At 61.1% G+C, this 26,541-nt stretch carries 22 protein-coding genes; 6 read left to right on the top strand and 16 right to left on the bottom strand.

Going from position 1 to position 26,541, the window contains the following annotated elements:
- Nucleotides 1-32: 32 nt before the first annotated feature.
- From pcaC to pcaR, 11 genes are all read right to left on the bottom strand, one after another.
- Nucleotides 33-425, bottom strand: a complete 393-nt coding sequence (gene pcaC, locus AB9L16_RS05760; protein ID WP_007917093.1) for a 4-carboxymuconolactone decarboxylase — start codon at nucleotides 423-425, stop codon at nucleotides 33-35.
- A gap of 10 nt (nucleotides 426-435) precedes the next feature.
- Complete coding sequence (gene pcaD / locus AB9L16_RS05755) at nucleotides 436-1,227, bottom strand: 3-oxoadipate enol-lactonase (RefSeq protein WP_310214661.1); 792 nt, start codon at nucleotides 1,225-1,227, stop codon at nucleotides 436-438.
- A gap of 11 nt (nucleotides 1,228-1,238) precedes the next feature.
- Complete coding sequence (locus tag AB9L16_RS05750) at nucleotides 1,239-2,603, bottom strand: 3-carboxy-cis,cis-muconate cycloisomerase (RefSeq protein ID WP_375123219.1); 1,365 nt, start codon at nucleotides 2,601-2,603, stop codon at nucleotides 1,239-1,241.
- A 45-nt stretch (nucleotides 2,604-2,648) separates the two neighbouring features.
- Nucleotides 2,649-3,944, bottom strand: coding sequence for an MFS family transporter (locus AB9L16_RS05745; protein ID WP_375123218.1), 1,296 nt, complete (start codon nucleotides 3,942-3,944; stop codon nucleotides 2,649-2,651).
- A 261-nt stretch (nucleotides 3,945-4,205) separates the two neighbouring features.
- On the bottom strand, nucleotides 4,206-4,772 hold the full coding sequence (gene pcaG / locus AB9L16_RS05740) for a protocatechuate 3,4-dioxygenase subunit alpha (protein ID WP_076566302.1): 567 nt from the start codon (nucleotides 4,770-4,772) through the stop codon (nucleotides 4,206-4,208).
- A gap of 1 nt (nucleotide 4,773) precedes the next feature.
- Nucleotides 4,774-5,478, bottom strand: a complete 705-nt coding sequence (pcaH, locus tag AB9L16_RS05735; protein WP_041478916.1) for a protocatechuate 3,4-dioxygenase subunit beta — start codon at nucleotides 5,476-5,478, stop codon at nucleotides 4,774-4,776.
- A gap of 36 nt (nucleotides 5,479-5,514) precedes the next feature.
- The gene (gene pcaF, locus AB9L16_RS05730) at nucleotides 5,515-6,720 is read right to left on the bottom strand and encodes a 3-oxoadipyl-CoA thiolase (protein WP_177434204.1); all 1,206 of its coding nucleotides are present in this window, start codon (nucleotides 6,718-6,720) and stop codon (nucleotides 5,515-5,517) included.
- Complete coding sequence (locus AB9L16_RS05725; protein WP_016771341.1) at nucleotides 6,717-7,496, bottom strand: CoA-transferase subunit beta; 780 nt, start codon at nucleotides 7,494-7,496, stop codon at nucleotides 6,717-6,719. The genes pcaF and AB9L16_RS05725 overlap by 4 nt, the downstream gene beginning before the upstream one ends.
- Entirely contained in the window at nucleotides 7,496-8,353 is an 858-nt protein-coding gene (locus AB9L16_RS05720; protein ID WP_073475850.1) for a CoA transferase subunit A, read from the bottom strand. The genes AB9L16_RS05725 and AB9L16_RS05720 overlap by 1 nt, the downstream gene beginning before the upstream one ends.
- A gap of 269 nt (nucleotides 8,354-8,622) precedes the next feature.
- On the bottom strand, nucleotides 8,623-9,969 hold the full coding sequence (locus tag AB9L16_RS05715) for an MFS transporter (RefSeq protein ID WP_041478919.1): 1,347 nt from the start codon (nucleotides 9,967-9,969) through the stop codon (nucleotides 8,623-8,625).
- 293 nt (nucleotides 9,970-10,262) lie between these two features.
- Entirely contained in the window at nucleotides 10,263-11,105 is an 843-nt protein-coding gene (gene pcaR, locus AB9L16_RS05710) for a pca regulon transcriptional regulator PcaR (protein WP_016771343.1), read from the bottom strand.
- Nucleotides 11,106-11,736: 631 nt separating this feature from the next.
- Between pcaR and AB9L16_RS05705 the strand changes: the two genes are divergently transcribed.
- Nucleotides 11,737-11,937, top strand: a complete 201-nt coding sequence (locus AB9L16_RS05705; RefSeq protein WP_008080067.1) for a hypothetical protein — start codon at nucleotides 11,737-11,739, stop codon at nucleotides 11,935-11,937.
- Between the two features lie 370 nt (nucleotides 11,938-12,307).
- Entirely contained in the window at nucleotides 12,308-13,783 is a 1,476-nt protein-coding gene (locus AB9L16_RS05700) for an inorganic phosphate transporter (protein ID WP_016771345.1), read from the top strand.
- A gap of 983 nt (nucleotides 13,784-14,766) precedes the next feature.
- On the opposite strand, the gene ccoM is transcribed toward AB9L16_RS05700, so the two are convergent.
- From ccoM to AB9L16_RS05685, 3 genes are all read right to left on the bottom strand, one after another.
- The gene (gene ccoM, locus AB9L16_RS05695) at nucleotides 14,767-14,880 is read right to left on the bottom strand and encodes a cytochrome c oxidase subunit CcoM (protein WP_016771346.1); all 114 of its coding nucleotides are present in this window, start codon (nucleotides 14,878-14,880) and stop codon (nucleotides 14,767-14,769) included.
- A gap of 154 nt (nucleotides 14,881-15,034) precedes the next feature.
- A complete protein-coding gene (locus tag AB9L16_RS05690) occupies nucleotides 15,035-15,196 on the bottom strand; it encodes a hypothetical protein (protein WP_016771347.1) in 162 nt (53 codons plus the stop codon).
- A 94-nt stretch (nucleotides 15,197-15,290) separates the two neighbouring features.
- Entirely contained in the window at nucleotides 15,291-15,632 is a 342-nt protein-coding gene (locus AB9L16_RS05685; RefSeq protein WP_024011931.1) for a hypothetical protein, read from the bottom strand.
- Nucleotides 15,633-15,884: 252 nt separating this feature from the next.
- Here AB9L16_RS05685 and rapA point away from each other — a divergent pair, with 252 nt between their 5' ends.
- Nucleotides 15,885-18,731, top strand: a complete 2,847-nt coding sequence (rapA, locus tag AB9L16_RS05680) for an RNA polymerase-associated protein RapA (RefSeq protein ID WP_041478023.1) — start codon at nucleotides 15,885-15,887, stop codon at nucleotides 18,729-18,731.
- Nucleotides 18,732-18,841: 110 nt separating this feature from the next.
- Here the strand turns inward: rapA and AB9L16_RS05675 are convergent, their stop codons facing one another.
- Nucleotides 18,842-20,191: an MFS transporter gene (locus AB9L16_RS05675; RefSeq protein WP_315435949.1), complete on the bottom strand. Its 1,350-nt coding sequence runs from the start codon at nucleotides 20,189-20,191 to the stop codon at nucleotides 18,842-18,844.
- A 301-nt stretch (nucleotides 20,192-20,492) separates the two neighbouring features.
- Between AB9L16_RS05675 and AB9L16_RS05670 the strand changes: the two genes are divergently transcribed.
- Nucleotides 20,493-20,861, top strand: a complete 369-nt coding sequence (locus AB9L16_RS05670; protein WP_024011928.1) for a YkgJ family cysteine cluster protein — start codon at nucleotides 20,493-20,495, stop codon at nucleotides 20,859-20,861.
- A 150-nt stretch (nucleotides 20,862-21,011) separates the two neighbouring features.
- Nucleotides 21,012-23,294, top strand: a complete 2,283-nt coding sequence (locus AB9L16_RS05665) for a bifunctional diguanylate cyclase/phosphodiesterase (RefSeq protein WP_150636432.1) — start codon at nucleotides 21,012-21,014, stop codon at nucleotides 23,292-23,294.
- Here the strand turns inward: AB9L16_RS05665 and AB9L16_RS05660 are convergent.
- Nucleotides 23,185-24,081 carry an NAD(P)-dependent oxidoreductase gene (locus AB9L16_RS05660; RefSeq protein ID WP_252887421.1) on the bottom strand — a complete coding sequence of 299 codons (897 nt, stop codon included), beginning with the start codon at nucleotides 24,079-24,081 and terminating at the stop codon, nucleotides 23,185-23,187. The two genes, AB9L16_RS05665 and AB9L16_RS05660, sit on opposite strands and share 110 nt — an antisense overlap.
- Before the next feature lie 196 nt (nucleotides 24,082-24,277).
- Between AB9L16_RS05660 and AB9L16_RS05655 the strand changes: the two genes are divergently transcribed.
- Nucleotides 24,278-26,476, top strand: a complete 2,199-nt coding sequence (locus AB9L16_RS05655; RefSeq protein WP_150636431.1) for a hypothetical protein — start codon at nucleotides 24,278-24,280, stop codon at nucleotides 26,474-26,476.
- The last annotated feature ends 65 nt before the right edge of the window (nucleotides 26,477-26,541 follow it).

Here is a 26,541-nt window from a genome sequence, read left to right as displayed (position 1 = left end):
AGCCTGCTCGCGAAGGCGTCAGTGCAACAACCTCACTCGCGGGATTCAACCCCGAGTTCATCCCACACCGATTCGGCCAAATGAAACGTCGCGTTCGCCGCCGGTATGCCGCAGTAGATTGCGCTCTGCATGATCACTTCCTTGATCTCGCCACGGCTCACACCATTATTGGCCGCCGCACGCAGGTGCAGTTTCAGTTCGCCCTCGCGGTTCATGCCGATCAGCATGGCGATGGTGATCAGGCTGCGGGTATGGCGGGGCAGGCCCGGGCGGGTCCAGATGTCGCCCCATGCGTGGCGGGTGATCATCTCCTGGAATTCCGAGTTGAACTCGGTCAGCGTGGTCAGGCTGCGATCAACGTGGGCATCGCCCAGCACCGCGCGGCGGACTTGCATGCCTTCGTCGTAACGTTGTTTCTCGTCCACAAAATCTTCCTCACTGAGCCTGCAAAAACGCCAGCACACGGTCGCTGAAATCGGCGCCGGCCTGCACGTTGGACAAATGCGCCGCATGGAACTCGGCGTACTCGGCGTCGCGCACATGGTCGCGAATGAAGTGCCCGCCGGACGGCGGCGTCACCGCATCTTCGCTGCCGGCAATCACCAGCAACGGCACGTTGATCGAAGCCAGTTGTTCACGAAAATCGGCATCTCGCACGGCCGCGCAGTTGGCCGCATAACCTTGTGGATTGGTCGCGGCGAGCATGTCGGTAATCTTCTTCGCCGCCTCGGGATGCGCTGCGGAAAAGTCTGGGGTGAACCAGCGCGCAATCGAGGCATCACGCAGTGCGACCATCGCCGCCGGGCCGTCACGCAACACGGTTTCGATGCGTGGATTCCATACCGACGGATCGCCGATTTTCGCCGCCGTGTTGCACACGATCAGTTTGTGCAGACGATGGCCTGCGTTGATCCCCAGCCACTGACCGATCAGCCCGCCCATCGACAGTCCGCAGAAATGCGCGCGCTCGATATGCAGCGCATCGAGCAGACCGAGTACGTCATGGCCCAACTGCTCGATGCTGTACGGCCCTTCGGTGACCAGCGATTGCCCATGGCCGCGCGTGTCGAAACGCAGCACGCGGAAATGCTCGGTGAACGCCGGCATCTGCGCGTCCCACATGTGCAGGTCGGTGCCCAGCGAGTTGGACAGCACCAGCACCGGCGCAGCGGCCGGGCCTTCTATTTGATAGTGCAGTTCGCCATCGGCGAGTTGAACGAAAGCCACAGCCCTCTCCTTCAGACAGTCAAAGCGTTGTGTTCAGCCACCGCGCGCTCGACCCAGGCTTGCGCCTGGCCAAGGTAATGCGCGGGGTTCAGAAGATCATCGAGTTCAGCGCCACTGAGTTCGGCGGTGACTTGCGGCTCGTCAGCGAGCACCGCACGCAGATGGCGCTGCTCGGCCACCGCGCGTTTGCAGCACTGTTCGAGCAGATGATGCGCGGTGTCGCGGCCGACGCGTTGGGCGAGGACGATGCTCACCGCTTCGGCCAGCACCAGGCCTTGGGTCAGTTCGAGGTTGCGGGCCATGCGCGCCGCGTCGACTTCCAGACCGTCGGCCAGCAAACGCGCCTGTTGCAGCGAACCGGACACCAGGCAGCAGATCTCCGGCAAGGTTTCCCATTCGGCGTGCCACAAACCGAGACTGCGTTCGTGTTCCTGCGGCATCGCGCTGAACAGCGTCGACACCAGCCCCGGCACCCGCGTGGCCGCGCCGATCAGCACCGCCGCGCCGACCGGGTTGCGTTTGTGCGGCATGGTCGAAGAACCGCCCTTGCCCGGTGCGGCGGGCTCGAACACTTCCGCCGCTTCGGTCTGCATCAACAGGCTGATGTCGCGGCCGAATTTGCCGAGGCTGCCGGCGATCAGGCCAAGCACCGCGCCGAACTCGACGATGCGGTCACGCTGGGTGTGCCACGGTTGCTCGGGCAGGGTCAGTTGCAGTTCCTCGGCCAAGGCTTCGGAAATCGGCAACGCCTGTTCCCCCAGCGCCGCGAGCGTGCCGGAGGCGCCACCGAATTGCAGCACCAGCAGACGTGGCTTGAGTTGTTGCAGACGCTGACGGCTGCGCGTGACGGCACCCAGCCATCCGGCGATTTTCATCCCGAGGGTCACTGGCGTCGCGTGTTGCAGCCAGGTGCGACCGGCCAGTGGCGTGGTGGCGAAACGTTGTGCCTGAGTGGCGAGCGAGTCGGCCAGTTGTGCCAGTTGGTTTTCGATCAGCGCCAGCGCCTGGCGTAATTGCAGGACCAGCCCGGAATCCATCACGTCCTGACTTGTCGCGCCCAGATGCACATAGCGCTCGGCTTCGGCATCGCTCGAGGCGATCTGCTTGCCCAAGGCCTTGACCAGCGGAATCGCTGAATTGCCGGCCGTGGCAATCGCCTCGCCCAGCGCTGCGAAGTCATACAGACCGGCGTCGCACGCTGCGGCAATCGGCGCCACAGCGGATAAAGGAATCAGCCCGACCCGCGCCTCGGCCCGAGCCAGCGCCGCTTCGAAATCGAGCATCGCCTGCACCCGGCCCTGATCGCAGAACACTTCGCGCATATCGCGGGCGGTGAAGTAGGCATCGAACAATTGATTGCCCGGTCGCTGAGTCATAAACAGTCCTTGCCGGCGCGGGCCTCGCAGCCCGCGCACATGGGTTTACAGATCGTGGTGCAGATACTTCACCTGCTTGGGCAAACGCAGGCTGAACAGGAAAGCCACCGCCATCATCGCCGTGACGTACCAGTAGAAGGCGTTTTCCATGCCGCCAGCCTTGAGGCTCAAGGCAACGAATTCCGCCGAACCGCCGAAGATTGCATTCGCCACCGCGTAAGCCAGGCCGACACCAAGCGCGCGGACTTCCGGCGGGAACATCTCGGCTTTTACCAGACCGCTGATCGAGGTGTAGAAGCTCACAATCGCCAACGCCAGGGTGATCAGCACGAAGGCGAGGAACGGGCTGCTGATACTTTTCAGGCTGAGCAGAATCGGCACGGTGAACAGCGTGCCGAGGGCGCCGAACCAGAGCATCGAGTTCCGTCGGCCGATCTTGTCGGCAAGCATGCCGAACAACGGCTGCATGCACATATACAGGAACAGCGCGCCGGTCATGATGTAGCTGGCGGTCTTGGCATGCATCCCGGCGGTGTTCACCAGGTATTTCTGCATGTAGGTGGTGAAGGTGTAGAAAATCAGCGAGCCGCCAGCGGTGTAGCCGAGCACGGTGATGAACGCCGCTTTGTGATCGCGGAACAGTGCAGTGATGCTGCCGGCGTCTTTATGCGCACGCGTTTCCTTATTGGTGGTTTCCTTCAGCGAACGACGCAGGAACAGCGAAATCAGCGCCGCCACTGCACCGACCACGAATGGAATCCGCCAGCCGTAGGCACGCAGGTCTTCTTCAGTGAGGAACTGTTGCAGCACCACCACCAGCGACACCGCCAGCAGTTGTCCGCCAATCAGCGTCACGTACTGGAACGAAGCGAAGAATCCGCGCTGACCCTTGAGCGCGACTTCGCTCATGTAAGTCGCGGTGGTGCCGTACTCGCCGCCGACCGACAGACCTTGCAGCAAACGCGCGAACAGCAACAGCACCGGTGCCCAGACGCCGATGTCCTTGTAGGTCGGCAGGCAGGCAATCAGCAGCGAGCCGAAGCACATCATCAGAATCGAGATGAGCATCGAGTTCTTGCGCCCGTGCTTGTCAGCGACCCGGCCGAAAATCCAGCCACCAATCGGCCGCATCAGGAACCCGGCGGCAAATACGCCAGCGGTGTTGACCAGTTGCACGGTGGGGTTATCGGAAGGGAAGAACGCCGGGGCAAAATAGATCGCGCAGAAGGCGTAGACGTAGAAGTCGAACCATTCGACGAGGTTGCCGGACGAAGCGCCGACGATGGCAAAGATGCGCTTGCTGCGCTCTTCGCCGGTGTAGTGGGAGGTGGTGGTTGTCATTGTTTTTCACTCGATAGGGACAGTCACAGTCTAGACATACTTTGCAACAGTCCCGTTCCGCATCGGATCATCACCCACGTCTGGATCAGCCTTTGTGGCGAGGAGATTTATCCCCGCTCGAGTGCGAAGCACTCGCAAATCAGATACACGCGGTTCATCTGAATACCGCGCCGACTGGTTTTTGGGGCTGCTTCGCAGCCCAGCGGGGATAAATCCCCTCACCACAGGGACTCTGTCCTGCAGGGGATTTGGGGTGTTCTCTCAATAATCGAAGAACACCGTCTCGGCATCGGTGCCCTGCAGAACTACATTCCACTGGTACACACCCGACGCATCCGCCTTGGCCAGCAACGTCTGGCGACGCTCCGCCGGCACGCACTCGAGCAACGGGTCAGCAACGTTTGCCGGTTCGCCCTCGAAATAAATCCGCGTCAGCAAATGCTTGACCAGACCACGGGCAAACACCAGCACCACCAGATGCGGCGCTTGGGTCGAGCCTTTCAACCCCGGCACGGTGCCCGGTTTGATCGTGGTGAAACGGAAGCGCCCTTCAGCGTCCACCGGTACCCGGCCAAAGCCTTCGAAATTCGGGTCGAGCGGTTTGTCCTGCTGATCTTCCGGGTGGTCGTACTTGCCGGCGGCGTTGGCCTGCCAGACTTCGAGCATGGCGTCGTTGACGACATCGCCATTGCCATCCACCACTTGGCCGGTGATTGCCACGCGCTCGCCGAGGGTCAGCTCGTTGGCCAGGGTTTCGCGGTTCAGCCAGGTCAGGCCGATGTGGTAATACGGCCCGACGGTGTGGGACGTGGTCGCATAGAGCGTCATCTTATTTCTCCATCGGCGTGGCTTCACGGCCGCGCAGCACGATGTCCCAGCGGTAACCGAGGGCGTAGGACGGAATGGTTTTTTCCAGATCGAAACTGGCGATCAGGCGTTCCTTGGCCGAAGTGTCCGGCACGCAGTTGTAGATCGGGTCATACGCCAGCAGCGGGTCGCCGGGGAAGTACATCTGCGTGACCAGACGCGTAAGAATGCTCGGCCCAAACAGGGAAAAGTGGATGTGCGCCGGGCGCCAGGCGTTGTGGTGGTTGCCCCACGGATAGGCGCCGGGCTTGATGGTCTGGAACTGGTACCAGCCATCGGCATCGGTGACGGTGCGGCCGGTGCCGGTGAAGTTCGGGTCCAGCGGCGCGTCGTGCAGGTCGCGGGCGTGGTTGTAGCGGCCGGCGGCATTGGCCTGCCAGATCTCCACCAGAATCCCCGGCACCGGCAGGCCGTCTTCGTCGAGCACACGGCCGTGTATGATGATGCGCTCGCCCAATGGCTCGCCGTCGTGCTGAGCGGTGAGGTCATTGTCCTTCTCGGCAACGTGTTCGGCGCCGATGGTCGGCCCGGTGATTTCCGAGAGTGAATGGGGCAGGTGCACCAACGGCTTGGACGGCGAGCGCAGGTTGGTGGATTGATACGTCGGGTGCAGGTAGTCAGGCTGAGTGCCTGCCTGTGGGCGACGGTAACCAGGCTTGTCAGTCATTTCGCTTTCCTCAGTTCTTGTAAGTGCCGCAGCGCGTCAGACACGTTCGATGGCCAGGGCCAGACCCTGGCCAACACCAACGCACATGGTCGCCAGACCTTTCTTGCCGCCAGTCTTTTCCAGATGATGAAGGGCGGTCAGCACCAGCCGCGCACCGCTCATGCCCAACGGGTGACCGAGGGCAATCGCGCCGCCATTCGGGTTGACCTGCGGCGCATCGTCGGCCAGACCCAACTCGCGCAGCACCGCCAAGCCTTGGCTGGCAAACGCTTCGTTGAGTTCGATCACGTCGAAATCGCTGACCGCCACGCCGAGGCGCTCGGTCAGTTTGCGCACCGCCGGCACCGGGCCGATGCCCATCACCCGTGGTGCGACGCCGGCGCTGGCCATGCCGAGCACTTTTGCGCGAGCAGTCAGGCCGTGTTTTTTCACCGCTTCGGCTGACGCCAGAATCAGCGCAGCAGCACCATCATTGACCCCGGAGGCATTGCCGGCGGTGACGGTTTTGTCCGCGCCGTTGACCGGTTTCAACTTGGTCAACGCTTCAATCGTGGTATCGGCGCGCGGATGTTCGTCCTGGCTGACCACGGTTTCGCCCTTCTTGTGGGCAATCCGTACTTCAACAATTTCTTCGGCGAAGTAACCGGCGGCCTGCGCGGCGGCGGTACGTTGCTGACTGCGCAAGGCAAAGGCGTCCTGATCTGCGCGCGAAACCTTGTAGTCGTCGGCGACGTTGTCAGCGGTCTGCGGCATGGCATCTACGCCGTACTGCGCCTTCATCAGCGGGTTGATGAAACGCCAGCCGATGGTGGTGTCTTCCAGTTTCATGTTGCGCGAGAACGCCGCGTCGGCCTTGCCCATCACGAATGGCGCGCGGGACATCGACTCAACGCCACCGGCAATTGCCAACTCCATCTCGCCACTGGCGATGGCGCGGAATGCCGTACCGATCGCGTCCATGCCCGAAGCGCAGAGGCGATTGAGCGTAACGCCGGGCACGCTGTCCGGCAGACCCGCCAGCAGCAGCGCCATGCGCGCAACGTTGCGGTTGTCTTCGCCGGCCTGGTTGGCGCAGCCGAGGAACACCTCATCGACGGCATTCCAGTCCACCGATGGATTGCGCTCCATCAGGGCCTTGATCGGCACGGCGGCCAGGTCGTCGGCGCGCACGGCGGACAATGCGCCACCGAAGCGGCCAATGGGGGTGCGAATCGCGTCGCAGATATACACGTCACGCATCATGCTTCTCCCGGTGCCTGACCGTGGGCGGCAGCGGTGCGCGCTTCAAGATCACGCAGCGCCGTCAGCTCGACTTCGGTCGGCTCAGCGGTGGTTTCAACAGAGTCGGCAAAACGAATCGCCCAACCGGTGGCGGCGACCACTTGCTCGCGGGTCACGCCCGGATGCAGCGCGGTGACCACGAATTCGTGGGTACCCTCCTCCGGTTCCATGATGCACAGGTCGGTGATGATGCCCACCGGCCCAGCGCCCGGCAGGCCCAGCCGTTTACGCGAATCGCCACCTTCGCCGTGACCGACCGAGGTGATGAAATCGAGCTTGTCGACAAACGAACGCGCCGACTGTTTAAGGATGATCAGCACGCTTTTCGCCGAACCGGCAATCTCCGGCGCGCCACCGGCACCCGGCAGGCGCACTTTCGGCGCGTGGTAGTCGCCGACCACGGTGGTGTTGATGTTGCCGAAACGGTCGACCTGCGCGGCGCCGAGGAAGCCAACGTCGATGCGCCCGCCCTGCAACCAATAGCGAAAAATCTCACCGGTCGGCACCACGGTGTCGGCGGTCTCGGCCAGCTCACCGTCACCGATGGACAGCGGCAGTACGCTCGGCTTGGCGCCAATCGGGCCGGATTCGTAAATCAGCACCACGTCCGGCGATGAAGTCAGGCGCGCGAGGTTGGCGGCTTTCGATGGCAGGCCGATGCCGACGAAGCATACCGAGCCGTTCTTCAGGCGCCGGGCCGCCGCGACGGTCATCATTTCATTGGTGGTGTAAGTCATTACTTGGCCTCCGAAGCAGCGGCCAATTTGGCCTGGAATTCGCTGAAGTCAGCGCAGCCATGGATGTATTCGTTGATCCACGCGGTAAACGTCTCACGGTCGCGAGCGATCGGGTCCCACGCCTGATAGAAACGATTGTCACGCTCGGTGTAACCGTGGGCGTAGGACGGATGCGCGCCACCCGGCACGTGGCAGACCGCGCTCAAGGCCCAGGTCGGCAGTACGCAAGCGTTCATCGGTGCGTTGAGGTCATCGACGATCTCTTCCACCGTGACGATGCAGCGCTTGGCCGCCAGCGCGGCTTCTTTCTGCACACCGAGAATGCCCCAGAGCAGCACGTTGCCTTTGCGGTCGGCCTTTTGCGCGTGGATCACGGTGACGTCCGGGCGCACCGATGGCACTGCCGCCAGCACTTCGCCGGTGAACGGACAGGTCACGGTTTTGATCAGCGGATTGACCTTCGGCAGGTCGGAGCCGGCGTAGGCACGCAGCACCGCGAACGGCAGGCCGGACGCGCCGGCAACGTAGGCGTTGGCGAGGTCGGCGTGGCTGTGCTCTTCGATTTCCAGCGGATGCGGCCATTGTTTCTCGACCGCGTCACGCAGACGGTGCAGCGAGCCCACGCCCGGGTTGCCGCCCCAGGAGAAAATCAGTTTGCGCGCGCAACCGGCGCCGATCAGTTGGTCGTAGATCAGGTCAGGCGTCATCCGCACCAGCGTCAGATCTTTCTTGCCTTGACGAATGATTTCATGACCCGCTGCCGTAGGGATCAGGTGAGTGAAGCCTTCGAGGGCGACGGTATCGCCGTCGTTGACGAATTGCTTCACCGCGTCGTGCAGCGAAAGGATCTCAGCCATGGAGCGGGCTCCTGTTCTTGTAAGGAATCGCCAGTGATAAAAAGGCGCGAGGTTCAGCGCCGGAGTCACTGAAGATTAAGCTCGGGAAAATCGCCAAACAATCCGATAATCGACTGAGTGTTCGTTTATCGAACGGATTGTTGTTCAGCTAACAATCAGATCAAAAGCTTCGCGAGCAGGCTCGCTCCCACCTTGGAATGCATTCCAGAATGTGGGAGCGAGCCTGCTCGCGAAGGGGCCAGCCTGTTCAATAACGATCTGCGCCCGATTCAGGTCGCATCCGCATGACTGACCATGCCCTTGATCAACACCGCCGCCGTCGCCAACCCCGCCGGGATCACCAGCGCGGTCAGCACTTGCTCGAAATTCCAGCCCAGGCCGAGCAAGGTTGCGCCCATCCACGCGCCAAGAATCGCGCCGAAGCGGCCGATGCCGAGCATCCACGACACCCCGGTCGCGCGGCCTTGCGTCGGGTAGAAGCGTGCTGCCAATGACGGCATCGCCGATTGCGCGCCGTTGACGCACATGCCTGCCACCAGCACCAGCGTCGCCAGCAAGGTGATGTTGCCCAGGCTTTGCCCTACCGCGTAGGCAAACACCCCGGCCAGCAGGTAGAAAATGCCGATGACCTTGTGCGGATTGAAGCGGTCCATCGCCCAGCCCACCCCGACCGCGCTCAACACGCCGCCAAACTGGAACAACGCACCGATGAACGCGGCCTGTTCCATGCTCGCGCCGCTGTCGCGCATCAGCGTCGGCAGCCAACTGGTCAGCAGGTAGACGATCACCAGGCCCATGAAATAGGTCAGCCACAACAGCAGCGTGCCGGTGCTGTAAGTGCCGGAGAAGATCACCGCGAAGACATTGCGCGCCTTGACGGTTTTCTGTTCCGGCACGCTGAAGCTCGCAGCCTGGGCGACGGTAATTGGATCGATCGGTGCCAAGGTCTTGCGAACTTTGTCGGTGCCGCGGTTGCGTACCACCAGGTAGCGCGCCGACTCCGGCAGCCAGAACACCAATACCACGGCGAGGATCAGCGGCAGGATCCCGCCGATCATCAACAGCGCGTGCCAGCCGAACGCCGGGATCAGTTTTGCCGAGATGAAACCGCCGCCGGCCATGCCGAGGTTGAAGCCGCAGAACATGCTGGTCACCAGCAGCGACTTCTTGCGCTCCGGGGTGTATTCCGAGAGCAGCGTCGTGGCGTTGGGCATGCCCGCGCCGAGACCGAGGCCGGTGAGGAAGCGCAACACCAGCAGTTGTTCGACGTTGGTGCTGTAGGCCGAAGCCAGGCTGAAGCCGCCGAACAGAATCACCGCACCGACGAGTACGACTTTTCGCCCGAAGCGGTCAGCCAACGGGCCGGAGCCGAGCGCGCCGAAGACCATGCCGATCAGCGCGGCACTCATCACCGGGCCGAGGCTGGCGCGATCAATGCCCCAGTCTTGCGACAGCGCCGGGGCGATGAAGCCCATGGCGGCGGTGTCGAGGCCGTCGAGAAATACGATCAGGAAACACAGGATCACCACTCGCCACTGATAGCGCGAGATCGGTTGGGCGTTGATAAAGGTCTGCACATCGAGGCAGTTACCCACAGCGGACTGAGGCTGGTTCATTATTTTTATTCCACGCAAAAAACGCAGTCGAACGGCGGCCGGCCAAAGGAAGGCACGGTCACAAGAATAGAAGGTTGTTATCAGGCGTTGCGGTGAACCCGGCAACAACGGGTGGGATACAGACAGTCGGGGAGCGAGCGCATGGTGAGTTGCCTCTTGTCATTATTATGGGGTCGACAGTCCGGCGAGCTCATTCACATCAGCGCCGGATGACGCTGCCGCGACATTAATGATCCGAGGGTTTTAGCGTCAATTCGATAAACGCAACACTGTGCGTTTATCGAACAGCTTCCTCAGGCGAACAACTGCGCACTGAGGTCGCGACTAGCGCTGAGCAGGCCGGGCAAGAAGCGCTGCTCCAGCTCGGCGCGGCTGACTCGCCCGGCGTGGGTGCTGACATTCAGCGCGGCGACCACTTGCCCGGAGGCGTCGTACACCGGCACAGCGATCGAGCGCAGGCCCTGTTCCAGTTCCTGATCGACAATGCACCAGCCCTGCTGACGCACCTGCTGCAAACATTCGAGCAACGCGTCCGGGGTATGAATGGTGCGGCTGGTCTTGGCCACCAGTTCGGCGTGGTCCAGGTATTCGCCCAGGGAGGTGTCATCCAGTGCCGCTAGCAGAATCCGCCCCATCGACGTGCAGTACGCCGGCAAACGACCGCCCACCGACAGGTCCACCGAAATCAGCCGCTGCGTGGTTGCCGAGCGAGCGATATAGAGAATGTCATCGCCCTCCAGCGTCGCCATGTTGCAGGCTTCGTGCAGTTGCTCGCTCATACGGTCGAGATACGGCTGTGCGGAAACGGCCAGCGGGGTTGAGGACAGATAGGCGTGGCCGAGGGTCAGCACTTTCGGCAGCAGCGAATAGGTGCGCCCGTCAGTGGTGGCGTAGCCGAGTTTGATCAGCGTGTGCAGGCAACGGCGTACGGCGGCGCGGGGAATTTCCGTGCGATGACTGATCTGCGCGATGGTCAGGTGGCGTTTACGCTCCTGAAACGCCTGCACCACCGCCAGACCACGGGCCAGCGAGGTCATGAAATCCGGATCACCGGTCAGCGCCTGAATGCGCTTGGCCGGCGAAGCGACGATGGGCGGCGCCACCGACGTGAAGGAGTTGCGCATTTGATCGTTCATTTCTTGTCCTTGTCCGGCACGCATCGATGCCTAGTCAAACGGCTCGCCGCGCGATGCACAAGCATCGCGGCGCCAACATTGGGCGATTATCGAACCGCCGACCGATAATCGCAATCCAGCCACCCGCCCTCCTCTTCATCCTTGAGGCAGCTTTAGCGATTCTGCTCGCAACTTAGTTGTTCCAGTTAATGGCGCCAAAAACAGAACGCCTGTTCTATAACGCGGTCTTTACACTTAACTAGCGGTAAAAGTTGTCGGTAACAAAACCCTCACACATTCAGAACCGTTTTTAACTTGGCAAAGATAGTCATTCCCGAATCGGCCGCTATAATGCACCCTAGTCGCGGCGCTTTAATCAAAAGCCCGTGACTTGCTGAAACGAGGTCCTTCGTCTCAGCTCCGGCCAGCGCCCGGCGCCCATCACACATGCAACGCCAGCGCTCGCTGAAACAGGAAACTGATGCTGCGTCAGTTTTTATCTGGTGCCGTAGCCGCCTGTAACACGGAAGTCTTGATCGCCTCTGCAATGTCTCCGCGCCTGATCGGGCTGTGGATGACTGGCGGGTTCGCTCAATTGACTCGTTGCAGTGTGTTTCACCGGATATTCAATTCAACTCATACAGGTAGCACCGTGACGAAAGACGAACTGCGCGCGGAACTAGAGCGCCAGGAACAACGTTACAAGGAAGTTTACGGCGGGGAAGTCACCACCTACGCCGCTCAGCCGGAACCGGAACGCAAGGCATGGCGCAAGCGCCCTACTGTTCAGGATCAGGTGTTCAAGCAGGAAATCGAAAAGATCGAAAAGGAACTCAAAGCCGAAGAGCCATGAGCCACGGCGGTTGAGCATTCGAAAGTCGGCGTCCGCCTGAGCCACAGCGCGGTGGAAGACGACACCTCGCGCGCCCGCTAACCGCGGGCAGCGGCTGCATCGCTGTTCTACGGCTTATGAACGAGCGTCCCACAGGTTTCAGAGATATTTCAGACAAGCGTTTGAGCCTTTGCGATGTCTGAAAAAACGGCTCGAAAATATAGTTTATTCAATAAAATCAAGTAGTTGAAAAACCCTGCGTGCTGCTTGGTTTTCACGCCCTGCAACAAATTAAATCGAAGAAGGGTGTGACCAGTGAGCAGACGGGGCATCGATTTCCTGTCTTTTCTGGCATAATCGCGCCCCCTTACGACCGGGTCAGAAAACCTTCATGATCGATTTATTCAGCGGACTGGATGCTTGGGTGCTTGTGAGCCTCTTGCTCGCCCTGACGTTTGTCCTCGCCTTCGAGTTCATCAATGGATTTCATGACACCGCTAACGCGGTAGCCACTGTTATCTACACCAAAGCCATGCCGCCACACCTGGCGGTGTTCTTTTCCGGTGTGTTCAATTTCCTCGGCGTGCTGCTGGGCGGCGTTGGCGTGGCTTATGCCATCGTCCACCTGCTGCCGGTTGAACTGCTGATCAATGTGAACACCGGCCATGGCCTGGCGATGGTGTTCTCGTTGCTCGCCGCGGCAATCGCCTGGAATTTGGGCACCTGGTACTTCGGTATCCCGGCTTCCAGCTCGCACACCCTGATCGGCTCGATCCTCGGCGTCGGTCTGGCCAACGCACTGATCAACGACATTCCGTTGAGAGATGGCGTGAACTGGCAGAAAGCGATCGACATCGGCGCCTCGCTGGTGTTCTCGCCGATGGCCGGCTTCCTCATCGCCGCGCTGGTGCTGATCGGCCTGAAATGGTGGCGCCCGCTGTCGAAGATGCACAAGACGCCGGAACAGCGCCGCAAGATCGACGACAAAAAGCACCCGCCGTTCTGGAACCGTCTGGTCCTGGTGATCTCGGCCATGGCCGTGAGCTTCGTGCACGGTTCCAACGACGGCCAGAAAGGCATCGGCCTGATCATGCTGGTGCTGATCGGTATCGTCCCGGCGCAGTTCGTACTCGATCTGAACAGCACCACCTACCAGATCGAACGCACCCGCGACGCGACCCTGCACCTGAGCCAGTTCTACCAGCGCAACGCCGATTCGCTGGGTGAGTTCCTGGCCCTGGGCAAGAGCGTGGAAGGCGACCTGCCGGAGAAATTCCGCTGCAACCCGCAGCAGACCGAACCGACCATCACCGCCCTGCTGCATACCCTCAAAGGTGTAGCGGACTACCATTCGCTGTCGTCGGACAGCCGCATCGAAGTGCGTCGCTACCTGCTCTGCCTGGACGACACGGCGAAGAAAGTCGGCAAGCTGCCAGGCCTGGAAGCCCGTGAAAAGGCTGACCTCGACAAGCTGCGCAAAGACCTGACCACCACCACTGAATACGCCCCGTTCTGGGTGATTCTGGCGGTCGCCCTGGCACTGGGCCTGGGCACCATGGTCGGCTGGAAGCGCGTAGTGCTGACCATTGGCGAGAAGATCGGCAAGCAGGGCATGACCTATTCCCAGGGCATGTCGGCGCAGATCACCACCGCCAGCCTGATCGGCATGGCCAACATTTTCAGCCTGCCGGTGTCGACCACTCATGTGTTGTCTTCGGGTGTGGCCGGGACCATGGTTGCCAACAAGAGCGGCCTGCAGGGTGGCACGGTCAAGACTATTCTGCTGGCCTGGGTGTTGACCTTGCCTGCGACCGTGGCGCTGTCGGCCGGGTTGTTCTGGTTGGCTTCGAAGGCTTTGGGTAGTTGATCGATTGTTGCTTGTGAAGGAGGCGCGATTCTTTGGAATCGCGCCTTTTTTGTTTTTTGGATTGGGGGCATATCCGTTGCTGCGGGTGCTGCCGCTGGCGGTTTCGCTCTTACAGCGAGTCACCTTTTCCAAACGCCGAAAAGGTAACCCAAAAGGCTTTGCCCCGGCGTACGGCCCGCTCGCTGGGGCTCGGGGTACCTTCGTTACGGGACCGATCCGGGCGCAGCGGCTCCGGTTGGCTTCGCTGCACCTACACTCGCTGTGTACGACTGCGTCGTACGGTCGCTACGCTCCCACCCCCGGATCGATCCCGTAACGAAGCCTGCCGAAGGGGCAAAAGATCAAAAGCAAAAGCCAAAGCCAGATCAAGAGCCCCTCACCCTAGCCCTCTCCCAGAGGGAGAGGGGACTGACCGAGGTGTTTGGGCGAAACACGCCGACTTGCGATACCGAGTCGAATGCAGGTTTTGAACACCGCAAAAATCGGCTCCCTCTCCCTCGGGAGAGGGCTGGGGTGAGGGGCGAATCCACCGAAAATCTCAAGCCATGCGACGCTTCTAACCACTCAACAATGAGCGCAAGCTCGAGTAACGCTTTTGATCTTGATCCACCGGCGACGTCGGAAGGCTGAGCGGAGGGATTGATCCGGGCGTGGGAGCGCAGCGACCGTCTGGCGCAGCCAGACACAGCGGAAGGAGGTGCAGCGAAGCAAACCGTAGCCGCTGCGCCCGGATCAGTCCCGGAGCGAAGGGACCCGAGCCTGCGAGGGCCGAACGCAGGAGCTAGCGTTTTTTGCTTACTTTTTTAGGCGCTTGTAAAAAAGTAAGTCGCCGTCAGGCGAAACCGCCAGCAGCCGCTACCGAAGCAACGGATATTCACCCAAACCCCCAACAGCCTAGTCGGCCCAAAGGCCGCCAAGGCACAAAAAAAGGGGCAACCGAAGTCGCCCCAAAATGCCTTGCGTGCCCATCAATCCAGAAGAACTCACTTGCGCCGCTTATGCGCATCCTTCCAGATAAAAAATCCAAACCCTGCAAAAAACAGCACCATGAGCCCCACCGTGAGAACCCCGGCAAACACCACGTTATCGAAAAACATGACTGACCTCCCGGCCCTGCTTTGCTTTGCTTTGCTGCGATGGACTCAAATTAACAAACACACAGGCGCACATATTGATCAGGATCAATATCCGCAACGAAGGGAAATAAAGGAGGGGAAATAACTGATCTGCATCAACCAATGCAGCGGGAGATCAACGCTTTTTCGGTTTGTTCTTCGACTTTTTCTTGGCTTTTCCCAACGGCATCGCCTGCTCGAAAGCCTGGCGCACTTCGTTCAGGCGCTTTTCGTTGAGGTCATGCACTCGCTTGGCGCGTTCAGTGCTGAGGTCGATCAGTTTGTCGTCTTGGCTCATGGCGTCCGGCACATCGCAGAAGAGATCACAGCTGCCGTCACCGACAGGATTGCGCCAATCATGCCGCCTGGCGCAGGCGCTGACCAGTCACTGTTCAAATCTCGATATCGACCCACAAGCCCTGACGCGGCTGATCGTCTATCAGCGGCACCACCGGCACGGTGTTATCGGCATTGAGCTCAGTGCCCGGCACGGCCAGATGCTCTTCCGGATCCTCATCGGCCTCGCGACGTCGGCGGTCACGTTCCTGTTGGCGGCGCTGTTCTTCTCGCGCCAGCAGACGATCCTCTTCCGGATCACGCTTCTGCAGATCGATCGTGCTTTCGTTGGAGCTTTCCTGCACCGGCACCACCGGCGGGATGTCCGGCCGCTGGCGGATCGGATCCTGCTGGGAAGTGATCGGCACGGCGCTCAAGGGGAGCATCGGTGGCAACATATAAAGGTCTCCTGTCTGCAGGCTATCGGCTGGGGTGCAGGCGCCTTGAGCCGCCTGTCGTAATTGTGTGATGCACCTCGCACCCGAAGGAGCTGCCGCAGGCTGCGATCTTTCATGGGACAACGCAAAACCCAAGTGTTCCCACAGATCAAAAGATCGCAGCCTTCGGCTGCTCCTACGCCAGTAATCTTTGGCCCTGAAGCCCTCATTCCGTTAAGATAGCCCGCTTTTTCAAGGTGGGAGTCAGGCAGCATGGCGCAGCAGTATCAACCGGGGCAACGCTGGATCAGTGACAGCGAAGCAGAGCTTGGTTTAGGCACCGTTCTGGCACAGGACGGCCGCTTGCTGACCGTGCTTTACCCGGCCACTGGCGAAACCCGCCAGTACGCGCTACGGAATGCGCCCCTGACCCGCGTGCGGTTCTCGCCGGGCGACTCCATCACCCATTTCGAAGGCTGGAAGATGACCGTGCAGCAGGTCGACGACGTCGACGGGCTGATGGTCTATCACGGCCTCAACGGGCAGAACGAAGTCGTCACCCTGCCGGAAACCCAGTTGTCGAACTTCATTCAGTTCCGTCTGGCCAGCGACCGCCTGTTCGCCGGACAGATCGACCCGCTGCCGTGGTTCTCCCTGCGCTACAACACTCTTGAACACACCAGCCGCCAGTTGCAGTCCTCGCTGTGGGGTCTGGGTGGCGTGCGTGCGCAACCGATCGCGCACCAGTTGCACATCGCCCGCGAAGTCGCCGACCGTATCGCCCCGCGCGTATTGCTGGCGGACGAAGTGGGTCTGGGTAAAACCATCGAAGCCGGTCTGGTCATCCACCGCCAACTGCTCTCGGGCCGCGCCAACCGCGTGCTGATCCTTGTCCCGGAAAACCTCCAGCATCAGTGGCTGGTGGAGATGCGCCGCCGCTTCAATCTGCAGGTCGCGCTGTTCGACGAAGAACGCTTCATCGAAAGCGATGCCACCAACCCGTTCGAAGACACGCAACTGGCGCTGGTCGCGCTGGAGTGGCTGGTCGACGACGAGAAGGCGCAGGACGCCTTGTTCGCTGCCGGTTGGGACCTGATGGTGGTGGACGAAGCGCATCACCTGGTCTGGCATGAAGACAAGGCCAGCGCGGAATATTCGCTGGTCGAGCAACTGGCCGAAGTGATTCCCGGCGTGCTGCTGCTCACCGCCACCCCGGAACAACTCGGTCAGGACAGCCACTTCGCCCGTCTGCGCCTGCTTGACCCGAATCGTTTCCACGACCTGGCCGCGTTCCGCGCCGAGAGCGACAACTATCGCCCGGTCGCCGAAGCGGTGCAGGAACTGCTCGACAAGGGCCGTCTCTCCGCCGAAGCGCACAAGACCATTCACGGTTTCCTCGGCAATGAAGGCGAAGCCCTGCTCACCGCCGTCAACGATGGCGATACTGAAGCCAGCGCCCGCCTCGTGCGTGAGCTGCTCGATCGCCACGGCACCGGCCGCGTGCTGTTCCGTAATACCCGCGCCGCTGTGCAGGGTTTCCCGGAGCGCAAACTGCACCCGTACCCGTTGCCGTGCCCGGACGAATACCTCGAACTGCCACTGGGCGAACACGCCGAGCTGTACCCGGAAGTCAGCTTCCAGGCGCAGCCGGAAGCCAGTGAAGAAGAGCGCTGGTGGAAATTCGATCCGCGCGTCGAGTGGCTGATCGATCAGCTAAAAATGCTCAAGCGCACCAAGGTGCTGGTGATCTGCGCCCACGCCGAAACCGCGATGGACCTGGAAGACGCGTTGCGCGTGCGTTCCGGCATCCCGGCCACGGTGTTCCACGAAGGCATGAACATCCTCGAGCGTGACCGCGCCGCCGCCTACTTCGCTGATGAAGAGTTCGGCGCGCAAGTGCTGATCTGCTCGGAAATCGGCAGTGAGGGTCGCAACTTCCAGTTCGCTCATCATCTGGTGCTGTTCGATCTGCCGTCGCACCCGGACCTGCTCGAGCAGCGTATCGGTCGTCTCGACCGGATCGGCCAGAAGCACATCATCGAACTGCACGTGCCGTACCTGGAAACCAGCCCGCAAGAGCGCCTGTTCCAGTGGTACCACGAAGCGCTCAACGCCTTCCTCAATACCTGCCCGACCGGCAACGCCTTGCAGCATCAGTTCGGCCCACGCCTGCTGCCGCTGCTCGAAGAAGCCGATGACGGCGAGTGGCAAGCGCTGATCGACGAAGCACGCGCCGAGCGTGAGCGTCTCGAAGCCGAGCTGCACACCGGTCGCGACCGTCTGCTGGAACTGAACTCCGGCGGCGCTGGCGAAGGTGAAGCGCTGGTCGAGGCGATTCTCGAGCAGGACGATCAGTTCGCCCTGCCGATCTACATGGAAACCCTGTTCGACGCCTTCGGCATCGACAGCGAAGACCATTCGGAAAACGCCCTGATCCTCAAGCCGAGCGAGAAGATGCTCGACGCCAGTTTCCCGCTGGGCGACGACGAAGGCGTGACCATCACCTACGACCGCAACCAGGCGCTGTCGCGCGAAGACATGCAGTTCATCACCTGGGAACACCCGATGGTGCAGGGCGGCATGGATCTGGTGCTGTCCGGTTCGATGGGCAACACCGCCGTCGCGCTGATCAAGAACAAGGCGTTGAAGCCGGGCACTGTGTTGCTGGAATTGCTCTACGTCAGCGAAGTGGTCGCACCGCGCTCGCTGCAACTGGGTCGCTACCTGCCACCGGCGGCGCTGCGTTGCCTGCTCGATGCCAATGGCAACGACTTGTCGCCACGGGTGTCGTTCGAAACCCTCAACGATCAGCTGGAAAGCGTGCCCCGCGCCAGTGCCAACAAATTCATCCAGGCTCAGCGCGATCAGTTGACGCCACGAATCAACGCCGGCGAAGAAAAGATCGCCCCGCGTCACGCCGAGCGTGTGGCTGAAGCGCGCCGTCGTCTGGCCGCCGACACTGACGAAGAACTGGCGCGCCTGACCGCGTTGCAGGCGGTCAACCCGACCGTGCGCGACAGCGAACTGGAGGCGTTGCGCACTCAGCGTGAGCAAGGTCTGGCGATGCTCGACAAAGCGGCGTTGCGCCTGGAAGCGATTCGGGTGCTGGTAGCGGGCTAACCGCCCCGCTCCACCGCTGAAAACCAAGAGGCCCGCAGTGATGCGGGCCGATCGTTCCCACGCTCTGCGTGGGAACGATCATGTGGGAGCGAGCCTGCTCGCGAAAACGGTCAGGCAGTCGCCGCAGAAATTTCAGGCTCAACCACCGCCACCAACCCCTCCTTCATCCGCCGTGCATCGCGAACAAAACACCGCGATGCCAGAAACAGAAAGACCATGGTCAGGAACAGCGCTACGGGGATCAGGTACATAGCGTCGTGCAGGCCGACAGCCTTGAACGCTTCGGTCATCTGCTCAGCCCCTGCCGCCAGCATCGCCGTGTGCGCGAAGTGATCCGACAGACCACCCACGACCACCGGCCCCAACCCGCCGCCGAGCAGATACAAACCGGCAAAGAACAACGCCATCGCCGTCGCCCGCAGGCGCGGTTCGACGACATCCTGAATCGCCGTGTACACGCAGGTATAGAAGTTGTACGCGAACAGCCAGCCGACGCTGAACACCGCGACGAACACGCCGATCTCAATGCGCCCGGCATGCAGCGCCCAGGCTGTGCACAACGTTGAAATGATCAGGCTGAACGCGGCAAACAGCAGCCGCCCACTGGCGAAGCGCTGGTGGATCTTGTCGGCGATCCAGCCGCCAAGGGTCAGCCCGACCAATCCCGTCACGCCAACGATCAACCCGGTTGCCACCGCCGCCTCCTGCAACGGCATGAGAAAGTAGCGTTGCAGCATCGGCACCAGAAACGAGTTGCAGGCATAGGTCGCGAAGTTGAAGCACAGCCCGGCCATCACCAGCCACAGGAAGGTCGGCACAGCGAGAACGCGGCGGATAGGCCTGTCGACTTTCTCCTGCGAGACCTGCACGGTTTCAGCCGCGCCGCGTTTCGGCTCTTTGATGAAGAACATGAACACCGCGAGGATCAGCCCCGGCACGGCGGCGATGAAGAACGGCGCGCGCCAGCTGTCGAACGCCTTGACCATCGCGCCGATGGTGAAGAACGCCAGCAGCAGCCCCAGCGGCAGGCCAAGCATGAAAATACCCATCGCCCGCGCCCGACGGTGCGCCGGAAACAGATCGCCGATCAGCGAGTTGGCCGCTGGTGCATAACTGGCTTCGCCGATGCCGATGCCCATGCGCACGATCAAAAAGCTCCAGAAACTGCCGACCATACCGTTGACCGCAGTCAGCGCACTCCAGGTGGCCAGGCCCCAGCCCATCAGCTTGCTGCGTGAACCGGTGTCGGCCATGCGCCCGAGTGGCAGGCCGGCAATGGCGTAAACAATGGTGAACGCAGTGCCGATGATGCCCAGCTGAAAGTCGCTGAGGTGCCACTCCATGCGGATCGGTTCGATGATGATCGCCGGGATGGTGCGATCGAAGAAATTGAACAGGTTGGCGAGGAACAGCAGGAACAGAATGCGCCAGGCATTCGCCGCTTGGGTCGAGTTCTGCATGGGTCCGTCTCTTTATTGTTATGAGGGCTTCACTGCCAGCGCGTCGAGCCCGGAACCTGCAATCTAGTCAGCCGCGCGGGGGCTGTCTGTCATCATTCGTCAGCCTGATATCGACCCATCGCACTGTAACGAAACGTAAGCCCTTGATAACTCTGGAATCCCCCGCCATACGGGGCTTTCGCGGCAAAATCCGGCGACAAAAAAATAGTTTCGCGCCCCCCTTCCCAACGCCATGGCAAAGCCTAGAATGGCCACCGGATCCGTCCGGATCTTCCGATCAATCCCTTTGATACCCCCGCCCATGTCCGAAGCCAGTCCGTGTCTGAATTGCGGTGCCTGCTGTTCCCATTTTCGCGTGTCTTTTTTCTGGGGTGAGTGCTCATCCTCTGGCGGGACGGTGCCCGATGAACTGGTCGCGCAGATCACCCCGAGCCGGGTGGCAATGATCGGCACCGATCGCAAACCGGCGCGTTGCATGTCCCTGGCGGGTGAGGTCGGCAGTGCCGTGGCCTGCACGATCTATGACAAGCGCTCGAGCACCTGCCGCGAGTTCGAGGCGTCGTGGGAGAACGGCGAGCACAATCCCGACTGCGACAAGGCCCGCGCCGCCCACGGCCTGCCCCCCTTGCCGCCACACTGGAATGATCTGCCGCTGGAGCGCATTGCCTGAGCCTTAGCGCAAATCGCTATGAGGCTAATGGCAAAATCATTACCACCAATATGCCACTACGGCTTGCAGCCGGAAAACCGCCTCTATACTGCTTTCATTCGCCTGCGTTGATTGACGCAAGGGCCAGATGAATCCGAGACGGGGCATGCTATGGAGTGGCTTGGTTTGCAGTTTGTTGCCGAGCTGCCGGCGAGCGGGCAGATTCTCCTCGATTGCAGCCACAACCCTTTGTTGGTGATGGTGGCCTATCTGGTCGCCTGCGCGGCGAGTTTCGCCACCCTGGACATGGCAGAGCGCCTGGTGCATGCCGAAGATCCGGGGTCGCGGCGGATCTGGCGCTGGATCGGCGCGACCTGCCTGGCCGGCGGCATCTGGGCCATGCACTTCATCGGCATGCTGGCCTTCCAGACCCCCATCGATATTCAGTACGACCTCGGCATCACCCTCTTGTCGTTACTGATCGCCCTGCTCGCCTCGTGGCTGGCCATGCATACCCTCAGTGAGGTGCAGCCGAGCGCGCTGCATTGCCTGAAGACCGCGTGTGTCATCGGTTTGGGCATCGCTGGCATGCATTACGTCGGCATGGCCGCGATGAAGTCGAGCGCCACCGCCTACTATCAGCCAGGGCTGTTCGCGCTGTCGGTGCTGATTGCCATCGGCGCCAGTTTCACCGCGCTCTGGGTGGCGCGCTATCTCAGCGAAGGCAGCGGGGTCGCGCATCAATTGCTCAAGTACAGCGCGGCGCTGATTCTCGGTGCCGGCATCATCAGCATGCACTTCACCGGCATGGCTGCGCTGGATCTGGTGCTTCCCGAAGGTGCCCTGGCAGCGAGCGGCAGTGAAACCGGGCATTTGCAACTGGGCCTGACCGTGGCGCTGATCATCCTGTTGATTCTCGGCAGTGCGATCAGCGCCGCCCTCGCCGACAAGAAACTGCAGAACAAGGAAAACGACCTGCGCCGGGTCAACGCCCTGCTCAGCCAACTCGATCAGGCGCGCATGTCTTTGCAGCAAGCGGCCAATTACGACGCGCTGACCAACCTGATCAACCGCCGTGGTTTCAACCAGATGTTCGCCGAAAAACTCAGCCAGAAAACCAGCGAAGGCGGCATGCTCGCGGTGATGTTTCTCGACATCGACCACTTCAAGCGCATCAACGATAGCCTCGGCCATGATGCCGGTGACGCGCTGCTCAAAGTCATCGCCCAGCACATCAAGAGCTCGGTGCGCAGCCACGAAGACGTGGTCGCGCGGTTCGGCGGCGACGAGTTTTGCATCCTCATCAGCCTGCGCGACCGCGAAGAGGCGCGCGGTATGGCGCAGCGCATCATGCACAAGATGAAAGAGCCGATCGAACTGGCCGGCCGGCGCATGGTGATGACCACCAGCATCGGCATCAGCCTGTTTCCCGAAGACGGCACTACCTGCGAAGAGCTGCTCAAACACGCCGACCTGGCCCTGTACCAATCCAAGGGCGCCGGGCGCAACGGTCTGCACTTCTTCAATTCCAGCCTGAAGACCCGCGCCAGTTTCGAGCTGCAACTGGAAGAAGAACTGCGCAGTGCGCTACGGCAAGACAACGCGCTGATGCTCTACTACCAGCCGATCTTCGAAGTGAAAACCGGACGCGTGACCAAGCTCGAAGCGCTGATTCGCTGGCAGCATCCGGTTCACGGTTTGCTCACACCGGATCGCTTCATAGGTATCGCCGAGAACAACGGTTTGATCGCCGAACTGGACAATTGGGTGCTGCGCCGCGCCTGCAAGGATCTTGGCGAGCTGTCGCGGCATGGTTGTGCCGAATTGAAAATCGCCTGGAACTGCTCGCCGCTGAATCTGGCGCGCGAAGAGCTGGCCGAGGAGATTGAGCACGCCTTGCACACGGCGGGCGTTGCCCCGGAACGCCTGGAACTGGAGGTCACCGAAAACGCCTTGATGGGCAATATCGCCGACACTCTGGTGCTGCTGCGGCAAATCCGCGCCCTCGGTGTGTCGCTGTCGATCGATGATTTCGGCACCGGCTATTCGTCGCTGGCCTACCTCAAGCGCCTGCCGCTGAACACCCTGAAAATCGACCGCTCGTTCATCCTCGACATTCCCACCGCCACGGCGGACATGGAGATCGTGCAGGCGATCATCGTCATGGCCCACACCCTGCATCTGCAGGTGGTCACCGAGGGCGTCGAGAGCCTGGAGCAATATGAGTTTCTCGAACGTTCGGGCTGCGACTTCATTCAGGGTTATCTGCTCAGCCGCCCGGTGCCGCTGGACGAATTGCGCGCGGTGCTCGATGAAATCAACCAGCGCAAACCCGTGCTCGGGGTCAATCCGTTGAGTCTGGCGCGCGATACATTTGCACCAGCGTCGCTGGATCCTTCGCTAAAAAGCCTTGCGCCCCATGCAGGCGCATCAACTGTGCGGCCAATCCGCTGATTGGCGTCGCCGAGCCCTGCTCGCGGGAAAATTTCACTGCTGTGTCGAGATCCTTGAGCAGCGTGCGCACGTGCCACTTGACCGGTTCGAAACGGCTCTCGGCCATTTGCGGGGCAAGTATCTGCAAGGGCTTGGAATCAGCAAAGCCACCGGCCAGCGCCTCGGCGATCAGACTGGCATCGACCCCGGCCTGTTCGGCCAACGCCACCACTTCGGCAATCACCAGCGCATTGCACGCGACGATCATCTGGTTGCAGGCCTTGGTCACCTGGCCGGCGCCAACGCCGCCCATGTGCGTGACGCGCTGACCGAGGCTGAGCAGCACCGGGCGTACGCGCTCAAGATCTGCCGCTGCACCACCAACCATGATCGCCAGACTGCCGGCCTCGGCGCCCACCACGCCGCCGGACACTGGTGAATCGAGCCAGCCCATGGCGGTTTTCTCGGCCAGCGCTGCGGCCATCTCGCGAGTCGCGGTCGGTTCAAGACTGGAGAAATCCACCAATAGCTGGCCGTTTTTCGCACCTTCGGCAACACCGCCAGTGCCAAACACCACTTCACGCACCACGGCGGTATCGGCCAGGCACAGCATAACGATGTCGGCGTGTGCGCACAGTTCGGCGGGGCTCGATACCTGGCGGGCGCCGGCCGCAACCAGCGGTGCGCACTTGTCCGGGTTGCGGTTCCACACCGCCAGCGGGTAACCCGCCGCCAGCAGACGCCGGCACATCGGCAGGCCCATCAGGCCGATTCCGGCAAACCCCAACGAAGGTAGCGTTGACATCATTTCGCCTCTTTTCGATTAAAGATCACCGAATCATGGCCGATTCATCAACGATCAGGAAAGGATTCCGCCCGGCGATCAGACCAGCCAGCACTACGACGCCCGGGCCGTATTCGCGCACACAAGACGCGAGATCTTATTCCGTGAGGTTCGCCGGCACTGTTCGGCGGGCCAACCCAGTCCAGGTAAATGGCGCACCATGACCTCTAAAAACAACCCCGCCAGTGCAACAGCCGATCTGACCCTGAGCCCCGCCGCGAACAGCGCGTCATCATCCAGGCCGACGCCGCCTTCGCGTCCGCTGTCGACCCAGCAATACCTGTACTTCACCGAAACCAACACTGACCGCATCCTCGATAACCTCGACGGCCTGCGCGATTCGGTGTTCCCGCGCCCGGCGCATCAGGAAGGCGACAACGAGCAGCACAACGACCAGGAATTTCCCTCGGTGTGCCTGATCGGCCTCGGTCGCTGCGGCTCCAACATCGCCCTCGACGTGGCGGAGCTGGTGTACAACGCGCGCAAGTTCTACCTCAACGAATTCAACAACGAAGACCGCCCGAGCGACCGACGCCTGGCCGACAAGGGCTACAGCCCAGCGCAGTGGATCAAGAACAATCTGCGCATCGGCACCAGCAAATCGACCAAACCGGTGTTTCTGGTCGAACCGCTGGTGATGCTTGGCGACCTCGACAAGGACATCGCCGGGCGCATCCGTTTCTCGCGCAAGGGCGAGAAAAGCGGCTTCCTGCGCGACTACAGCAAAATGAAGATCATGGACTTGTCCGAAGTCCACGCCGGTGGCGCCGGTAACGCGCCGATCCTCGGCCAGTATCTGGCGAAGATCATCCTCAACAAGGATACCCAGCGCTTCTCCAGCCCCGACTGGAAAATGATCCACTCGTACCTGATCGACAGCTGCGGAATCAAGGCCAACCAGTCGCGCCTGTATTTCTCGATCTTCAGTGCCGGCGGCGGTACCGGTTCGGGCATGGCCTCGGAGTTCGGTCTGGCGCAGCAGCACTCGTACATGAACAAGACCTTCGACACCAAGCCGATGGACGAGCATGACGGCAAGAGCGGTCATTCGTTTGTCTTTGAGCCGATCTTCACCAGCGGCATCTGCGTGCTGCCGAACATTTCCGACCACCGCAGCGAAATGTCCGAAGCGCTGCACATCAACGCCGGGCGCCTGCTGTGCAAATACCTGTCGGAGGAATGGGATTTCTCCTACAACTTCGCCAACGAAGACAGCAGCGAAGCCAGCGTGATGGGGCGTATCCGCCCGTGGAACGCGATGATGCTGATCTCCAACGACATCATGCGTTACGCCGAAGAAAGCGATGACGGCAACATCCAGAACATTGATGTCAATGCCATGGAGAAACACGCCAACCAGTACATCTCGCAGCAGATCTTCAACATTCTGACGGCGCAGGCAGTCACCACTGACTACGACCAGAACTACTTCCGCCGCGCCGGCATCGACATCGGCGAAACCATCCGCCTGGATGCCAACGACCTGTTCATGAGTCTGGCCGGCCCGGTGGCGATTGCCTACGCTGAATCGGTAGTGCCGGAAACCCCGCCGCCGAGCAGCGACAAGTTCAAGGTCTTCGATAAAGAGCCGCAGCGCCTGAACATCGACGACCTGTTCTTCCGCTCGATCGACCTGCCGCACTTCAACAAGGTCACTCAGGCGATCGAAGGCATCAGCCTGCTGCCAATCGAATCCAAGCGTTATCGCGCTTCGCTGGAGCAGTACAAGAATTCCGGCTACGACGCCGCCGCGCTGCACGACCTGCACTTCTTCAAGAATTGCTCGTCGGTGGTCTCGATCGTCTCGCTGCCGAAAGACTACAAACTGTCGTACATGGATCTGAACCGGTTGAAGACCCACCTCAACAGCCTGTTCCCCAACACCACGCTCAAGCGCTATGCGCTGGTGATCGGCGCTTCGGCCAACCTGTCGCTGACCACCCTGATCGCCAAGAGCCCGTGCCTGTCGGACGACTTCCTCACGCTGATCGTGGCGTTCATCAAGCGCTGCTTCGCGAAGAATCCGTACCGTTTCGACGAGACGCTGGATAACTCGATTCTCGACTTCATCATTCAGGAAGACTTCGACGAAGAGCGGATCGACGACCTGCTCAACGAATTCGAAAACCCGGCGAAGATCCTCGATACCAACTGGTACGCGATCAAACCGATGTACGAAAAGAAATACCGCGAGTTGATCAACGACAAGGACAAGTTCGTCTCGATCAATGACATTCGCCTGTCACGCGATTGCGTGAAGAAGTCGATCAAGTACCTGCGCGAGATCTACCGCCACCGGATTGGCAAGACCAAGGTGATTTCGCTGAATAACCATACTGGGAAGACGTTCTCGGTCTGATCCAGCACCGAGTTGCCCCATTCGCGAGCAGGCTCGCTCCCACAGGGAAATGCATTCCAGTGTGG

It is taken from the genome of Pseudomonas sp. LW8 (assembly GCF_041956865.1).
GTDB lineage: Bacteria > Pseudomonadota > Gammaproteobacteria > Pseudomonadales > Pseudomonadaceae > Aquipseudomonas > Aquipseudomonas siliginis.
The sequence above is the reverse complement of the archived record's forward strand: the minus strand, read 5'-3'. Positions and strand labels throughout refer to the sequence as shown.

Bases quoted from the DNA above. Each gene is read 5' to 3' on its own strand.
- AB9L16_RS05750 (WP_375123219.1), bottom strand. From the start codon at position 2,603: ATGACTCAGCGACCGGGCAATCAATTGTTCGATGCCTACTTCACCGCC.
- AB9L16_RS05745 (WP_375123218.1), bottom strand. From the start codon at position 3,944: ATGACAACCACCACCTCCCACTACACCGGCGAAGAGCGCAGCAAGCGC.
- pcaG (WP_076566302.1), bottom strand. From the start codon at position 4,772: ATGACGCTCTATGCGACCACGTCCCACACCGTCGGGCCGTATTACCAC.
- pcaH (WP_041478916.1), bottom strand. From the start codon at position 5,478: ATGACTGACAAGCCTGGTTACCGTCGCCCACAGGCAGGCACTCAGCCT.
- pcaF (WP_177434204.1), bottom strand. From the start codon at position 6,720: ATGATGCGTGACGTGTATATCTGCGACGCGATTCGCACCCCCATTGGC.
- AB9L16_RS05725 (WP_016771341.1), bottom strand. From the start codon at position 7,496: ATGACTTACACCACCAATGAAATGATGACCGTCGCGGCGGCCCGGCGC.
- AB9L16_RS05720 (WP_073475850.1), bottom strand. From the start codon at position 8,353: ATGGCTGAGATCCTTTCGCTGCACGACGCGGTGAAGCAATTCGTCAAC.
- AB9L16_RS05715 (WP_041478919.1), bottom strand. From the start codon at position 9,969: ATGAACCAGCCTCAGTCCGCTGTGGGTAACTGCCTCGATGTGCAGACC.
- pcaR (WP_016771343.1), bottom strand. From the start codon at position 11,105: ATGAACGATCAAATGCGCAACTCCTTCACGTCGGTGGCGCCGCCCATC.
- AB9L16_RS05700 (WP_016771345.1), top strand. From the start codon at position 12,308: ATGATCGATTTATTCAGCGGACTGGATGCTTGGGTGCTTGTGAGCCTC.
- ccoM (WP_016771346.1), bottom strand. From the start codon at position 14,880: ATGTTTTTCGATAACGTGGTGTTTGCCGGGGTTCTCACGGTGGGGCTC.
- AB9L16_RS05690 (WP_016771347.1), bottom strand. From the start codon at position 15,196: ATGAGCCAAGACGACAAACTGATCGACCTCAGCACTGAACGCGCCAAG.
- AB9L16_RS05685 (WP_024011931.1), bottom strand. From the start codon at position 15,632: ATGTTGCCACCGATGCTCCCCTTGAGCGCCGTGCCGATCACTTCCCAG.
- rapA (WP_041478023.1), top strand. From the start codon at position 15,885: ATGGCGCAGCAGTATCAACCGGGGCAACGCTGGATCAGTGACAGCGAA.
- AB9L16_RS05675 (WP_315435949.1), bottom strand. From the start codon at position 20,191: ATGCAGAACTCGACCCAAGCGGCGAATGCCTGGCGCATTCTGTTCCTG.
- AB9L16_RS05670 (WP_024011928.1), top strand. From the start codon at position 20,493: ATGTCCGAAGCCAGTCCGTGTCTGAATTGCGGTGCCTGCTGTTCCCAT.
- AB9L16_RS05665 (WP_150636432.1), top strand. From the start codon at position 21,012: ATGGAGTGGCTTGGTTTGCAGTTTGTTGCCGAGCTGCCGGCGAGCGGG.
- AB9L16_RS05660 (WP_252887421.1), bottom strand. From the start codon at position 24,081: ATGATGTCAACGCTACCTTCGTTGGGGTTTGCCGGAATCGGCCTGATG.
- AB9L16_RS05655 (WP_150636431.1), top strand. From the start codon at position 24,278: ATGACCTCTAAAAACAACCCCGCCAGTGCAACAGCCGATCTGACCCTG.